This is a genomic window from Frigoribacterium sp. CFBP 13707, assembly GCF_014842245.1.
Taxonomy (GTDB): Bacteria; Actinomycetota; Actinomycetes; order Actinomycetales; family Microbacteriaceae; genus Frigoribacterium; species Frigoribacterium endophyticum.
On sequence record NZ_JACYVL010000009.1, the window covers coordinates 45,340 to 59,301 of the forward strand.

Sequence of the window (13,962 nt, forward strand, 5' to 3'; positions counted from 1 at the left end):
GACTCCATGGACACCTCATCGCTGCTCGACACCGTCGCCTCCGTGGCCCTGGTCGATCGCGGCCGCGTGCAGCCCGGCACGGCGCTCGCCGACCTCGGCTGGGACTCCCTCACCGACGTGAGCCTGATCGTCGAGCTCGAGGTCGGGCGCGGGCTCCTCGTCCAGCCCGCTGACCTGGCGGCCTGTCGGACGGTCGACGACGTCCTGGCGGTCGTCCGCGCCGCGGGCCCGACGGTCGACGCCGCGCCGTGACCGTGCCCGCACCCGGGCACGCGCAGCTGGCCGCCCTCTCGTCGTACCTCCCCGAGGCGGTGCTGACGGACGACGACCTCGTCGCCCAGCACCCCGGCTGGGACGTCGCGCGCGCCGCGGCCAGCACGGGCGTGCACGCCCGGCACGTCGCGGCCCCGGGGGAGTGGACGTCGCACCTCGCGGCGTCCGCCGTGGGGCGGCTGCTCGCCGAGCACGACCTCGACCCCGCGAGCGTCGACGCCCTGATCGTCTGCACCCAGAGCCCCGACCTCGTGCTGCCCGCCACGGCCTGCCTCGTCCAGGAGCGCGCGGGCCTCGGGTCGCACGTCGCGGCGCTCGACGTCTCGCTCGGCTGCTCGGGGTGGGTCTACGGCCTCGCGCTCGCCCGGGGCCTCGTCGAGACGGGGCAGGCGGAGCGCGTGGTGCTCGTCACGGCCGACGCCCTGACGCGCCTCGTGAACCCCGGCGACCCGCAGCTCCGGGTGCTCTTCGGCGACGCGGCGACGGCGGCGCTCATCACCGGGGGCGCCGACGGCCCGCGGTTCCTCGGCTCCACCTTCGGCACGGACGGGCGGGGGGTCCGCCATCTGCTCGCGGTCAACGGCGGCCTCGCCCCGGGCGAGGAGCGCGCGCCGGGGTCGTCGCCGAAGGCGCGGGGGCTGACCCCGTCGGGCCGTGACGTCCACATGGACGGCCCCGAGGTGTTCGCCTTCACCCTGCGCACGGTCCCGGGGGCCCTCGACACCTGCCTCCGGCGGGCGGGGCTGACCGTCGACGACGTCGACCTCTTCGTCTTCCACCAGGCCAACGCGGTCATGCTGGAGAGCCTCCGGCGCCGCATCGGCCTCCCGCGGGAGAAGTTCGTCGTCGACCTCGCCACGACCGGCAACACGGCCTCGTCGTCCGTGCCGCTCGCGCTGCAGGCCGCCGTCCGTGCCGGGCGGGCGGGGCCGGGCGACCGGGTCGCCCTGGTGGGCTTCGGCATCGGCTACTCGTGGGCCGCCGTCGTCGTCCGGCTCTGAGGGGGCTGTCGGTGGATCGACCGGGCTGCTAATGTATCAATAGCACATCAGCCATGTCCCCGCGCGGGGACTCGACCCGAAGGGCCCTCCCGTGGAGACCTCCGACCTGCTCGCCCTCGTCCACGACCTCGTCGAGGCCGACGACAGCGCCACGGCGCTCTCGCTCGACGACGAGCTCGACGACCTCGGGTGGGACTCCCTCTCGAACGTCGAGTTCATCGCCCGGGTCGACGTCGCGCTCGGCGTCACGGTCGACGCGCAGCGCCTCGCCGACTGCACCACGGTCCGCGACCTGCACGACCTCACCCTCCCGTCCGTCGCGTGACCGCGGCGCCCGCCCCGCTCGTCCTCGTCACCGGCGCCTCGTCGGGCATCGGGCGGGCCACCGCGCTCGACCTCGCCGCGAGGGGCCACCGGATCGCCGCCGCCGGCCGTGACGTCGACCGGCTCGCCGCCGTCCTGGCGGAGCTCCCGGGCGAGGGCCACGCCTCCTGGGTCGCCGACCTCGCCGAGCCCGACGCCTGCAGCAGCCTCGTCGACCGCGTCGTCACCGAGCAGGGGCCCCTGAGCGGGCTGGCGCACTGCGCCGGCGTCCAGGCCGTCCAGCCCGTCCGCGCGTCGTCGGCCGAGCTGGTCGACCAGATGCTGACGATCAACGTGCGGTCGGCGCTCCAGCTGACGCGGGCCTTCCGTCGGCGGTCCTGCCGGGTCCAGGGCGCCTCCGTCGTCCTGGTCTCGTCGGTGCTCGGCCTCGTCGGCCAGCCCGGTGCAGCCGCGTACTCGGCCTCGAAGGGGGCCGTCGTCACGATGACCAAGTCGTTGGCGCTCGAGCTGGCGCGGGAGTCCATCAGGGTCAACTGCGTCTGCCCGGGCACCGTGGTGACGCCGATGATCGACCAGCTGCGGCGCGCCATCGGGCCGGAGGGGCTCCAGCGGGTCGTCGACGCCCACCCTCTCGGCCTGGGCCGCGCGGAGGACGTCGCGGCCGCCGTGCGCTTCCTGCTCTCCGACGACGCGAGGTGGATCACCGGCAGCTCGCTCGTCGTCGACGGCGGGTACACCGCGCGATGACCCCGTCACCGTCCGCCTCCGGCGCCGCCCGTCTCGTCCTCGTCGGGGCCGGGGGCGCCGGCCACGAGGTCGCCGCGATGATCTCGTCCGCGGTCGGCTGGCGTGACGCACGGGGCATCAGCGACGTGGTGTTCGTCGACGACGTCGCCCGCGGGCCGGGCGTCGTCTCGACCGTCGAGGCGCACGTGCCCCGGCCCGGCGACCTCGTCCTCTGCACCATCGCCGACCCGTCCGCCCGGCGCCGGGTGACGGGGGCGCTCGCGGAGAAGGGCGCCGTTTTCACGACCTTCGTGCACGAGACCGCCATCCTCCTGGCCGGGGCGGAGCTCAGCCACGGATCGGTGCTCTTCCCCCACGTGGTCGTGTCGACCTCGACCCGCATCGGCCGTCACGCCCTGCTCAACACCGGGGCCCTCGTCGGCCACCACGTCGTCGTCGGCGACCACGTCTCCGTCCACGGGTACGCCCAGCTGCTGGGCGCCGTGACGGTCGGCGACGGCGCGGTGGTGGGCAGCTCGGCCACCGTCCTGCCCCGGGCACGCGTCGGGGCCGGTGCGACGGTCGGGGCCGGGAGCGTCGTGCTCCGACGGGTCGCGCCCGGCGACACCGTCTTCGGCAACCCGGCGGTCGTGGTGACGCCCGCCGGCCGCGCGGCAGGGCGACCGTGACCGCGCCGAGGCGGTTCGCCGCCCTCCGAGCGGTGGCGGGGCACGTCCCCGACACCGTCGTCGACAACGCCCGGCTCGACGCTGAGCTGGCCCCGGTCAGCGTGGCGAAGATCGCGGCGAAGACCGGGATCGACAGCCGCCGCGTCGTCGCGCCCGGCGAGACGACCGCCGATCTCGCCGTGGCCGCCGCCGAGGCCCTCTTCCGCGAGCAGGGGCTGGAGAGGGCGAGCATCGACTTCGTGCTGCTCTGCACCCAGACGCCCGACTACGCCATGCCGTCGACCTCGTGCCTCGTGCAGGACCGCCTGGGCCTGCGCACCGACGTCGGCGCGTTCGACCTCGGCATGGGCTGCTCGGGCTACGTCTACGGCCTCGGCGCCGCGTCCGCGCTCATCGACTCGGGGCAGGCCGACTCGGTCCTGCTGCTCACCGCCGACACCCTGAGCCGCTACGTGAACCCCTCCGACGCCCCGCTCCGCACGATCTTCGGCGACGGGGCCAGCGCGACCCTCGTCGCCGCGTCGGCCGGGTCGCCGACGTTCCGGGGCTTCAGCTACGGGACGGACGGCTCCGGCGCCCGGCACCTCATCGTGCCCACCGGTGGCCTCGCCGACGGCGATCGTCTGGCTCCTGCGGCGTCGCCGGGGGCGCGGGGCCTCGAGAGCAACGGCCACGACCTCTTCATGGACGGCGCCGAGGTCTTCGGCTTCGCGCTGCGGGCGGTGCCGCGAGCGATCGCGGAGACCCTCGCCCGCGCCGATCTCACCCTCGACGACATCGACGCCGTCGTGCTGCACCAGGCGAACGCCTTCATGCTCGAGACGCTGCGACGCAAGCTCGACCTCCCGACGGAGAAGTTCGTGGTGGAGATGAGCGACGTGGGCAACACGACGTCCTCGTCGATCCCCCTGGCCCTGGCGGCGGCCCTCCGGACGGGCCAGGTCCGCCCGGGCATGCGGCTCCTCCTGGTCGGCTTCGGCGTCGGTCTCTCCTGGGGGGCCGTGGTCGTCGACCTCTGACGCCCGCTGAGCCAGGAGGAGGATCGACGCCGCGCCCGGTTCGTCAGCGCGGATCGAGCACGAGTCGGGCCGGACCGTCAGGCACGGCGCTCGTCGTCGGCCCGGCGCGGTGCCGCCCGGCGACCGCGGGCGCGACGCTCGGAGCCCGTGGAGGCGGGGCTGGTCACCGGGGGCTCAGACGCCGCCGAGACCGGTGCGTAGGTGGCGCTGTAGGCACCTCCTCGGCCGACCGGGTGCATGGTCAGGACGACGCCGACCACCCGCGTGCCGATGCGGTGCAGGTGGGCGAGGGCCTCCTCCAGGCGGGCCCTCGGGGTGTGGCCGAGCGCGGCGACGACGAGGGCTCCGTCCGCGACGTGGCTGAGGACGGCGGCGTCGGTGACCGGCAGCAGCGGGGGTGCGTCGAAGAGGACGTAGTCGTAGGTCGCCCTCAGCTCGACCAGGAGCTCGCGCATGCGCGTCGAGCCGAGCAGCTCGCTCGCGTTCGGCGGCACCTGGCCCGCGGCGACGACGTCGAGGCCGTCGCGGCCCCAGGGCTGGGCCACGTCGCGGAGCCCCGCGCGGCCGATGAGGACGTCCGTCAGGCCCGCGGCGCCCTCGAGCCCCATCATCTCCGCGAGGCGTGGCCGGCGGAGGTCGGCGTCGACCAACGCCACCCGGGCGCCGGTCTCCGCCAGCGTCACGGCGAGGTTCGCGGTGGTCGTGGTCTTGCCCTCGCCGGGCAGCGCCGAGGTCACCACGACCACCCGGGCGTCGCTGCCCGCGTCGGCGAACTGCAGGCTCGTCCGCAGCGAGCGGTACGCCTCCGCCCGCGTGCCGCGGGGGTCGTGCTGCACGGTCAGCGGGCGGAGCTGGGCGTCGGGGTCGTGGAGCGTCGCCCCGAGGACGGTCTCGCCCGCCGCCTCGACGTCGTCGCCGGAGCGCACCCGGGTGTCTAGCAGGTGCCGGGCGAGGGCGCCCAGGTAGCCGACGGCGGCGCCGAGGGCGAGGCCCAGGGGCAGGTCGCGGGAGGTGCGCGGCGAGACGGGCGCGCTGCTCGCGACCGCGGGCTCCAGCACCTCGAGGCCGACGAGGCTCGCCCCGCCGTCGGGCGAGGCCTCGAGGCTGCCCACCACGACGTCGCGGAAGCTCTCGCTGACCGCGTCGGTGATGAGGGCCGCGCGGGCGGGGTCGGTGTCGCGGACGCTGATGGTCAGGACGACGCTGTTCGCGGCCACCGTCGCGGTGACGGCCTCGGCGAGCTCGCTCGTGCTCATCGGCAGGGCGAGCCGCAGCACGACCGGCTCGAGCACGCGCGAGCTGGTGACGACGTCGGTGTAGCTGCGGACCTTCTGCTGAGCGGCGGCGCTGCCCTGCCCGACCTCGATCGCGGTGCTCGTGCTCGTGCCGCGCACCGAGACGAAGAGCTGCGTGCTCGACTCGTACACCCGCGGGGAGGCGCCCGAGACGACGGCCGTGACCGCCAGCCCCAGCAGGGTCACGAGCGCGACGAGCCACCAGGAGCGGCGCAGGACGTGGAGGTGGTCGGACAGGGACATCGGCTCTCGCTCCGATCGGGTACGGACTCTCGACGGCGGGCCGAGCAGTCGGTATTGTACATGTGCAACATCACAGGCGGGGGAGTGCCCACGACCTGCCGTCTCCGTCGGAAGGCCGTCGTGCGCGTCGTCTACCTCCACCAGTACTTCCTCACCCCCGCGCAGGCCGGCGGGGTGCGGTCGTTCCACGTCGCGACGGCCCTCGCGCGTCGCGGGCACGACGTCCACGTCGTGACGGCCACGCCGCCCGTCGACGCGGCCCCCGCGAGCGCGCACGGCGCTGACGCCGACGAGGTCCACGACGGCGTGACGGTCCACCGCGTCCCCGTCGACTACGCCGCCGCCATGGGCGACGGACGCCGCATCGTCGCGTTCGTCGCGTTCGCCCTGCGCTCCTCGCTGCTCGCCCGGTCGCTCCGCGGCGACGTGGTCGTCGCGACCAGCACCCCGCTGACGATCGCCGTGCCGGGCATCGCGGCGACCCTCCTCCGCCGGGCCCCGCTCGTCTTCGAGGTGCGTGACAGCTGGCCCGAGGTGCCCATCGCGATGGGGGCGCTGCGGCACCCCCTCCTGAGGGCGGCCGCGCGCCTCCTCGAACGCGCGGCCTACGCCTCGTCGTCGACCGTGGTGGCCCTCTCGCCCGGCATGGCCGACTCGGTCGTCCGCGCGGGTCACCCGCGCGACCGCACCGTGGTCGTGCCGAACATGAGCGACCTCGAGCGGTTCGACCCGGCCCGCGCCCGGCCGGAGGCCTTCACGGGCCGCCACCCGCGCCTCCTCGGGCGTCGCCTGGCCGTCTACTGCGGCACCTTCGGGCGGGCCAACGGGCTCGACCACCTGGTCGACGTCGCCGTGGAGCTCGACCGGCGGGGCCACGACCTGGTCGTCGTGCTGCTCGGGGCGGGGGCCGAGAAGGAGGCGGTGCGCGAGCGGGCGCGCCGGCTCGGGGTCCTCGACGGGTCGCTCGTCGTGCTCGACGCCGTGGCCAAGGCCGACCTGCCCGACGTCCTGGCGGCGTCGACCATCGCGCTCAGCTCGTTCGCCGACGTGCCGGCCCTGCGGGCGAACAGCGCGAACAAGTACTTCGACGCGCTCGCCGCGGCGCGTCCGGTCGCGGTGAACATCGGGGGCTGGCAGGCGGAGGCGCTGGTCGAGACGGGCGCGGGCCTGCAGCTCGACCGCGACCCCGGCCGGGCGGCCCGTGCCCTCGCCGACTTCGTCGACGACGCCGCCGGGCTGCGGCGGGCGGGGCGGGCGGCCCGGCGGCTCGCGGAGGAGCGCTACGCGCAGCCCCTGCTCGTCGCCCGGCTCTGCGACGTCGTCGAGTGCGACGCTGCGACCGCGGCGACCCGTCCGCGTCGGGGCCGAGGCCGCTCAGCCCGCCGCGACTAGGCCGCCGCGACTAGGCCGCCGCGACTAGGCCGTCCCGCTCAGGCCGTCGCGACGCGGCGCTCGCCCGCGGGGGGAGGGCCGTTCGTCATCGACCGGACGTCGAGGTCGTCGGCGGCGAGGGGCGGCACCACGGTGTGCGAGATGAGCGGGTGGACCGGCCGCTCGTCGACCTCGCCGACGCCGGTGAGCTCCTCGTGGAGCTTCTCGCCCGGGCGCAGGCCGGTGAACACGACCTCGACGTCACGCCCCGACAGGGTGATCATCCGCTCGGCGACGTCGAGCACCCGCACGGGTTCTCCCATGTCGAGCACGAGGACCTCGCCGGGCCCGCCGATGGCCCCGGCCTGCAGCACGAGCTGGCAGGCCTCCGGGATGGTCATGAAGAACCGCGTCGCGTCGGGGTGCGTGACCGTGAGGGGTCGACCCGCCGCGATCAGGTCGCGGAACAGCGGCACCATGCTGCCGCGGCTGCCCAGGACGTTGCCGAACCGCACCGAGAGGTAGCGACGGCCGCTGGCCTGGGCGGCGTGCGCCGTGAGCCGTTCGGCCACGCGCTTCGAGCGGCCGAGCACGCTGGTGGGGTTCGCCGCCTTGTCGGTCGAGATGGTCACGAACGTCTCGACGTCGACGGCCTGCGCGGCCTCCAGCACGTGGAGCGTGCCCATCACGTTGGTCTGCCAGGCCTCGCCGGGGTACTGCTCGAGCAGCGGCAGGTGCTTCAGGGCCGCGGCGTGGAACACCACCTCGGGCCGCCGGGCCCGGAAGACGGCTCCGAGCGCGACGGGGTCGCGGATGTCGGCGAGGACGACCTCGCGGGTGTCGAGCAGGCCGTGGCCGGCGAGGGACACCTGGACCGACTGCAGGGCGGTCTCGTCACGGTCGAGGAGGATGAGCTCCGCCGGGTCGAGCGCCGCCAGCTGTCGGCAGAGCTCGCTGCCGATCGAGCCGCCCGCGCCCGTGACGAGCACGCGACGGCCCCGGACGCTCGCGGCGACGGCCGCGACGTCGGTCTCGACCGGGCGTCGCCCGACGAGGTCCTCGAGCGAGACGTCACGGAGGTCGGTGACGCCCGACCTGCCCTCGAGGATCTCGTCGATGGTGGGGACGGTCAGCACGCGGAGGCCCGCGGACTCGCCGTGGTCGGTCAGCTCGCGGACCAGGGCGGCGTCGGCCCGGGCCATCGCGAGCACGAGGGTGCCGGCGCCCGTGCGGGCCGCGGCCTCGGCCAGCACCTCGCGCCCGCCGAGCACCTTCAGCCCCGCGATCCGCATGCCGTGCGTGGCCGGGTCGTCGTCGAGCAGCGCGACCGGGCGGTGGCGGCAGCTCGGGTCGGTGAGCATCCGTCGGACGACGTGCTCGCCCACGGAGCCCGCACCGAGCACGAGGGCCGGCGTCGGAGCGCCGCGGGGGCGGAGCCGCGCCTCGAGACGGCCCCGGAGGAGCGCCCGGGCCGAGCCCATCGCGAGGGCGGCGACGCCGAGCGCGACGAGGGGCAGGGCCGGCGGCCAGTCGATCCACGGGCCGAGCCGGTAGGGCGAGACCAGGGGCAGGAGCGAGACCGCGGCCGCGGCCACCGCGGCGCAGGCGACGAGGCCGCGGGCCTCCGCGGCGCTGCCGGCGACCCACCGGGGGCGGTAGAGGCCCCAGGCCGTGCCCACGGCGAGCTGTGCGACGGCGGCTGCGCCGGCGCAGGCGGCGACGTGCGGTGCGGTGCCCGGCCCGACGAGGTCGACGAGCAGCGCCACGGTCGCGACGGCCACGAGCCAGGCCGCCGCGTCGGCCGCCACCAGCGCTCCGCGGACGGCGGCGGCGCTGCCCGGCCAGCCGTGACGCGGAGGGGGAGAGGGGTCGAGGTCGGTCTCGCTGATGGGGCACCTCTGCGGGTCGGGCCGGCGCTCGTCGATCGGCTCGAGCAGGGTAACATTCCACGTGTCACACGTGCAATGACCGATCGGTCTGCGGGCCACGGCACCGGCCGACGTACCCTGGGGTCGTGCCCGTCGACGACCCGCGTCCCTCCCCGCTCCCGGACGACCCCGACGAGCCCCGTCTCGCCCACGGCGTCGGCCCGTGGCCCGGGGGCGAGGCCGCCTGGCCCGACGACCCCCGCTACGACCGCGAACTCCTCCGCGACGGCGACTCCCGCAACGTCGTCGACCGGTACCGCTGGTGGAGCATGGAAGCGATCGTCGCCGACCTGGACGAGCACCGGCACCCCTTCCACGTCGCCGTCGAGAACTGGCAGCACGACATGAACATCGGCTCCATCGTGCGCAGCGCGAACGCCTTCGCGGCCGACACGGTGCACATCGTCGGTCGCCGCCGCTGGAACAAGCGCGGCGCGATGGTGACCGACCGCTACCAGCACGTCGTCCACCACCCCGACGTCGAGACGTTCGTGGCCTGGGCACGCGACCACCGCCTCCCCGTGCTCGGCGTCGACAACGTCGAGGGGTCGGTGCCCGTCGAGACGTTCGACCTGCCCGAGCGCTGCGTGCTGCTCTTCGGCCAGGAGGGCCCGGGCCTCAGCGAGGAGGCGGTGGCCGCCTCGGAGGCGCTGCTCGCGATCTCGCAGTTCGGCTCGACCCGCAGCCTGAACGCGAGCGCGGCGGCGGCGGTGGTCATGCACGCCTGGGTGCGGCAGCACCGCTTCTGACCCGCGCCGCGGCGGGCCGGGGGGAGTCGCGGGCCGGGTCGTCCGGCAGCACGGGCTACCGTGGGGGCATGCCCTCCCAGAACCTCCTCGGCGTGCCCGAGACGCTGCTGCCCGCCGAGCCCGACGTGCTCGCCGACCTCGGGTCCCTCGAGCTGGCCGAGGTCGTCGTGGCCCACCCGACGTCGTCGCTGGCCTGGGCGCTGCTCAGCGACGAGGCCGCCGCGCGCGGCGCCGACCTCGAGGCATACGCCTACGCCCGCGTCGGCTACCACCGCGGTCTCGACTCGCTGCGCCGGGCGGGCTGGCGGGGCCAGGGGCCCGTGCCGTGGTCGCACGAGCCCAACCGCGGCGTGCTGCGCTCGCTCTGGGCCCTCCGCCGCGGCGCCGCCGCCATCGGCGAGGCCGACGAGGTCGAGCGCCTGACGACCTTCCTCGACGACGCCGACCCGGCCGCCGCTCCGGCGCTGGAGGCCGAGCGCGCCTGAGGCCCTGCCGCTAGCCGATCAGCGACGGCCGCAGGTCGCGCAGCGTGCGGCGACGGGTCATCCGCCGCGCCGCGAGCAGCGAGAGCAGCAGCGCGCCGAGGCCCCACAGGGCGAGGACGCCCGCGTCGCCCCAGGCGGTGGCCGTGCTGCCGCCGTACATCAGCTGGCGCAGGCCGTCGGTCGCGTAGCTCATCGGCAGCACGAAGTGCAGGGCGGCGAGCGGCGCCGGCAGCGTCTGCCACGGGAAGGTGCCGCCCGCGGTCACGAGCTGCACGACCATCAGCACGAGGCCGAGGAACTGCCCCACGCTGCCGAGCAGCACGTTGAGCGTCATGATGATCGCCGCGAACGTGACCGAGGCGAGGGCCATCAGGCCGATGGTCGCCCAGGGGTGCACGACGTCGAAGCCGAGCGCGAACCGCACGATCGTGAAGAGCGCGAGCATCTGGACGACGCCGAGCAGCGCGGGGGCCGCCCAGCCCGCCACGACCACGCGCCCGGGGGCGCGCACGGCCGTGACGGCGCGCTTCGAGAAGGGCTTGACGATCAGGAACAGCGCGTAGATGCCGATCCAGGCCGCGAGGCTGATGAAGAACGGCGCGAGCCCCGCGCCGTAGGTGCCGGCGCTGGTGACGGCCTGGTCGGAGACGGACACCGGGTCGCTGATGGCCTCGGACTGCGCGTCGCGGGTCTGCTCGGTGCTCGCGGGGATCTCGCCGAGGCCGGTCTGCAGCCCGTCGCGGAGCTGCGTGGCGCCCGTGTCGAGGGTGCCGAGGCCCTCTCGGAGGCTCACCGTGCCGTCGCTGAGGGTGTGCAGCCCGCTGGAGAGCCCGGCGGCGCCGGTGTCGAGCGTGCCGAGCCCCGTGGCGAGCGTGTCCGCGCCCGTCGCGGCGGACGCGGCGCCCGTGTCGAGCTGGCGCGCCCCGGCGGCGGCGTCCGAGATGCCCGTGGCGAGGGCCGGGGCCTGCACGTCCAGCGCCGCGGCGCCGTCCGAGACCTGCCGCGCACCGGTGGCGAGCTGCCCGACCTGGGCGTCCAGCCCCTGCACCTGGGCGTTCGCGTCGCTCAGCGACTGCGAGAGCGGGGCGAAGTAGCTCGCCACCTCGGCCGCTGACGCCGCCGCCTCCTCGGGGGTCTGGCCCTGCCCGACGAAGTACTCGACGAGCTGCTGCCCGATCGCCTGCTGCGTGGCCGGGGCGGCGTCGATCGCGGCCTGGCTCGCCGTGGCGGCCTGGGCGACGCCGGCGGCCAGGGCCTCGTTCCCGTCGGCGACCTGGTCGGCGCCGGTCGCGAGCTGGTGTGCGCTGCCCGGCAGCGTCGACGTCGCGGTCTCGAGCTGGTCGAGCCCGCTCGACAGGGTCGAGGCGCCGGCGCTCAGCTGGTCCGTGCCGTCGGAGAGCGCCCGGGCGCCCGCCGCGGCCGACGAGGCCCCGGCCGAGAGCTGGTCGGCTCCGGCGGACGCGTCCGAGGCGCCGGTCACCAGCTGGTCGGTGCCCTGCTCCGCGGAGACGACGCCGCCGACGAGCTGGTCGGCACCGTCCGCCGCGTCGCCGAGCGACGTCCGGATGTCGGCGAGCCCGACGAGCAGCTGGGCCGCCGCCTCCTTGCCGACCTTCTCCGTCACCGAGGCCCGGATCGTCTTGCCGGCCTGGCCGGCGATCGTCGTCGCCAGGTAGCTGTTGGTGTCGTTCGTCGCGAGGGTGATCTGCGCGCGGGTCGGGTCGTCGGTCGTGGCGCTGGTGAGGTCGGCGCTGAAGTCGCGCGGGATGGTGAACGTGAAGTCGTACGTGCCGTCTCGGAGGCCGGCCGCGGCCTCCGCGGCGCTGACCGTGTGCCAGTCGAAGTCGCCGCCGTCGACGACCTCGTCGGTCACCTCGTCGCCGTAGTTCGTCGCCGTGCCGTCGACGGTCGTGCCGGCGTCGTCGTTGACGAGCGCCGCGGGCACCTGGTCGAGCTTCGCGTACGGGTCCTGGTTCGCCCAGAGGTAGAGGCCGCCGTAGAGCAGCGGCACGGTCATCAGGGCGACGAGGGCGAGGCGGGCGAGCCCGGTCGACGTGAGCCGCTGCAGCTCGGAGCGGACGAGGGCGATGATCTTCACGAGCGGGAGCTTCCTGGGGTCGGGGCAGCGGTGTCGTCGTCGGGACGGGCGGCGGGGTCGTCGTCGGGACGGGCGTCGAAGTGGGTGTCGGAGTCGGCGCCGGGCGCGGTCTCGGTGTCCTCGTCCTCGCCGGGCGCGGCCTCGGCGTCGTCGTCCTCGTCCTCGCCGAGGTCCGGGGCGGGCAGGGCGCGGACGGTCGCCAGGGCGGCGAAGCCGGTCACGGTCAGCACGACGACCCCGCGGCGGGCCAGGTCGTGCACGACGCCGAGCCAGGCGGCGACGTCGCCGCCGTGCCGCTCGGGGCTGGTGAGCACGAGGCCCTCCACGCCCGGGCGCAGCATCGCCAGCTCGCAGAGCAGCCGGACGCGCAGCTCGGTCGGCAGCGACGCGAGTCGGGTGCGGCGGTGCTCCGTCAGCCCGACGACGTCGAGGAACTCGGCGACGGAGGCGCGGTCGGCCCGGTGGCCGGCCAGCGCCAGCTCCTCCCGGGTCACCTGCGCCACGGTCAGCGTGCTGAAGGGCTCGGCCACCGTGGGGGTGTCGACGAGGGCGAAGGAGGCGCGGACCGCGTCGGCGTCCTCGCTCCCGTCGAGCGTCACCCGGCCGCGGTCGGGGGCCATCCGCCCGCCGGCGACGAGGGAGGCGAGCGTGGGGGCGCCCTCCGTCTCGACGGCGACGAAGCCGGGGGCGCGGCGGTCGGCCACCACCGAGACGGCGGGGAGCGGAGCGCCGGGGCCGTCGCCGAGGGCGACCTGGTCGAGTTCGAGTCTCATGCGGAGGGCTCCGGGGTCGGGGTGGGGCGGGGGTCGGCGGTCGAGGGGTCGGCGGGCGGCGGTGCGAGGGCCAGTCCGGGCGTCGCCCTCACCAGCTCGTCGGCCTCGCGCCAGCCGAGCCCGACCATGGCGAGCACGGCGAGCATCACGAGGCGGTGGCCCTCGGCGCGGTCGAGGTCGCGGCCGGTCGCTTCGTCGAGCACCGTGAGCGCAGCGCCCTCGACGAGCCGGGCCAGCGTGTCGACCGCGATGTCGTCGCGCATGCGCCCGTCGGCGACGCCGCGACGCACGGTCTCGCGGAGGAAGGCCCGCAGCGGCGCCAGCGCGCCGCCCACCTCGGCGGCCAGGGGCCCGCGCACCGTCAGCTGGGCCAGCACGCGCACGTGCTCGACCTCCGACCACAGCCGCGCGCCGAGGGCGGCGAGCTGGACGACCGGGTCGTCGACGTGGTCGGGCAGCGCGGCCACGCCGATGCGGGCGGCGCCGCGCAGGGTGACCTCGCGCACGAGGTCGTCGCGGGTCGCGAAGTGCCCGTAGACGCTGCGACGCGACAGGCCCGCCTCGGCGGCGATCGCCTCGAGGGGGGCGGCGGCGTCGACGTTGAGGAGCCGGACCGCGGCGGCCATCAGGGCCTCGCGGTTGGCGGCGGCGTCGCGGCGGGGGGCTCGCGGGGTCTGCTCGGTCGTGGTCACGAGGTCCATCGTACGATCTTGCACACTGCTGTGCAAGATCAGATCGTGGACGCGGCGACAGGGCAGGGACATGCCCCCAGTTGGCGGGGTGGGTGGATGGTCGCCGAGGCGCGTCCCGCGGGGCGCGCCCGCGCCTCCTCGGGTCTTCGTGGGGCTCTGACCTGGACTTTCCCTCGAGGCGTGTCCTCCTTTCGGCCGACCCAGGTCCATGCGTCCGCATTGTCCAGGAAGCGCACCGGCCGCCCGCGGCGCCCCTCCGGCGGCGACACTCGAGACGGGCCCCAGGACGGGTCCGC

Annotated in this window: 14 protein-coding genes; 9 read left to right on the top strand and 5 right to left on the bottom strand. The window is 75.8% G+C overall.

Annotated features, from left to right (window positions below):
• Positions 1–6: 6 nt before the first annotated feature.
• The 6 genes from IFT45_RS13450 to IFT45_RS13475 all read left to right on the top strand — a co-directional run bounded on the left by IFT45_RS13450 (position 7) and on the right by IFT45_RS13475 (position 4,032).
• The gene (locus IFT45_RS13450) at positions 7–252 is read left to right on the top strand and encodes an acyl carrier protein (RefSeq protein ID WP_192128753.1); all 246 of its coding nucleotides are present in this window, start codon (positions 7–9) and stop codon (positions 250–252) included.
• Complete coding sequence (locus tag IFT45_RS13455; RefSeq protein ID WP_371811015.1) at positions 249–1,274, top strand: 3-oxoacyl-ACP synthase III family protein; 1,026 nt, start codon at positions 249–251, stop codon at positions 1,272–1,274. Before IFT45_RS13450 ends, IFT45_RS13455 begins: the two co-directional genes overlap by 4 nt.
• A 91-nt stretch (positions 1,275–1,365) precedes the next feature.
• Positions 1,366–1,599, top strand: coding sequence for a phosphopantetheine-binding protein (locus IFT45_RS13460; protein WP_056056085.1), 234 nt, complete (start codon positions 1,366–1,368; stop codon positions 1,597–1,599).
• On the top strand, positions 1,596–2,345 hold the full coding sequence (locus tag IFT45_RS13465) for an SDR family oxidoreductase (RefSeq protein ID WP_192128754.1): 750 nt from the start codon (positions 1,596–1,598) through the stop codon (positions 2,343–2,345). The genes IFT45_RS13460 and IFT45_RS13465 overlap by 4 nt, the downstream gene beginning before the upstream one ends.
• Positions 2,342–3,013: an acetyltransferase gene (locus tag IFT45_RS13470; RefSeq protein ID WP_056056089.1), complete on the top strand. Its 672-nt coding sequence runs from the start codon at positions 2,342–2,344 to the stop codon at positions 3,011–3,013. The genes IFT45_RS13465 and IFT45_RS13470 overlap by 4 nt, the downstream gene beginning before the upstream one ends.
• A complete protein-coding gene (locus IFT45_RS13475) occupies positions 3,010–4,032 on the top strand; it encodes a beta-ketoacyl-ACP synthase 3 (RefSeq protein WP_192128756.1) in 1,023 nt (340 codons plus the stop codon). The genes IFT45_RS13470 and IFT45_RS13475 overlap by 4 nt, the downstream gene beginning before the upstream one ends.
• Positions 4,033–4,109: 77 nt before the next feature.
• On the opposite strand, the gene IFT45_RS13480 is transcribed toward IFT45_RS13475, so the two are convergent.
• Positions 4,110–5,570 (bottom strand): polysaccharide biosynthesis tyrosine autokinase, encoded by a 1,461-nt coding sequence (locus IFT45_RS13480; RefSeq protein ID WP_192128759.1) that lies wholly within the window; start codon positions 5,568–5,570, stop codon positions 4,110–4,112.
• Between the two features lie 60 nt (positions 5,571–5,630).
• Between IFT45_RS13480 and IFT45_RS13485 the strand changes: the two genes are divergently transcribed.
• Positions 5,631–6,962 carry a glycosyltransferase family 4 protein gene (locus tag IFT45_RS13485; RefSeq protein ID WP_192128761.1) on the top strand — a complete coding sequence of 444 codons (1,332 nt, stop codon included), beginning with the start codon at positions 5,631–5,633 and terminating at the stop codon, positions 6,960–6,962.
• A 38-nt stretch (positions 6,963–7,000) separates the two neighbouring features.
• On the opposite strand, the gene IFT45_RS13490 is transcribed toward IFT45_RS13485, so the two are convergent.
• Positions 7,001–8,749, bottom strand: a complete 1,749-nt coding sequence (locus IFT45_RS13490; RefSeq protein WP_371811016.1) for a polysaccharide biosynthesis protein — start codon at positions 8,747–8,749, stop codon at positions 7,001–7,003.
• A 206-nt stretch (positions 8,750–8,955) separates the two neighbouring features.
• Between IFT45_RS13490 and IFT45_RS13495 the strand changes: the two genes are divergently transcribed.
• Positions 8,956–9,618: an RNA methyltransferase gene (locus IFT45_RS13495; protein WP_056056098.1), complete on the top strand. Its 663-nt coding sequence runs from the start codon at positions 8,956–8,958 to the stop codon at positions 9,616–9,618.
• A gap of 68 nt (positions 9,619–9,686) precedes the next feature.
• Complete coding sequence (locus IFT45_RS13500; protein ID WP_056056100.1) at positions 9,687–10,103, top strand: DUF3151 domain-containing protein; 417 nt, start codon at positions 9,687–9,689, stop codon at positions 10,101–10,103.
• Positions 10,104–10,113: 10 nt separating this feature from the next.
• Here IFT45_RS13500 and IFT45_RS13505 read toward each other — a convergent pair whose 3' ends face one another.
• Genes IFT45_RS13505 through IFT45_RS13515 form a run of 3 tightly spaced genes read right to left on the bottom strand, consistent with a single transcriptional unit; the run spans position 10,114 to position 13,666 of the window.
• Entirely contained in the window at positions 10,114–12,201 is a 2,088-nt protein-coding gene (locus IFT45_RS13505; protein WP_056056102.1) for a YhgE/Pip family protein, read from the bottom strand.
• Positions 12,198–12,974, bottom strand: coding sequence for a hypothetical protein (locus IFT45_RS13510; RefSeq protein WP_192128763.1), 777 nt, complete (start codon positions 12,972–12,974; stop codon positions 12,198–12,200). Before IFT45_RS13510 ends, IFT45_RS13505 begins: the two co-directional genes overlap by 4 nt.
• Positions 12,971–13,666: a TetR/AcrR family transcriptional regulator gene (locus IFT45_RS13515; RefSeq protein WP_235491228.1), complete on the bottom strand. Its 696-nt coding sequence runs from the start codon at positions 13,664–13,666 to the stop codon at positions 12,971–12,973. Before IFT45_RS13515 ends, IFT45_RS13510 begins: the two co-directional genes overlap by 4 nt.
• Positions 13,667–13,962: the final 296 nt, after the last annotated feature.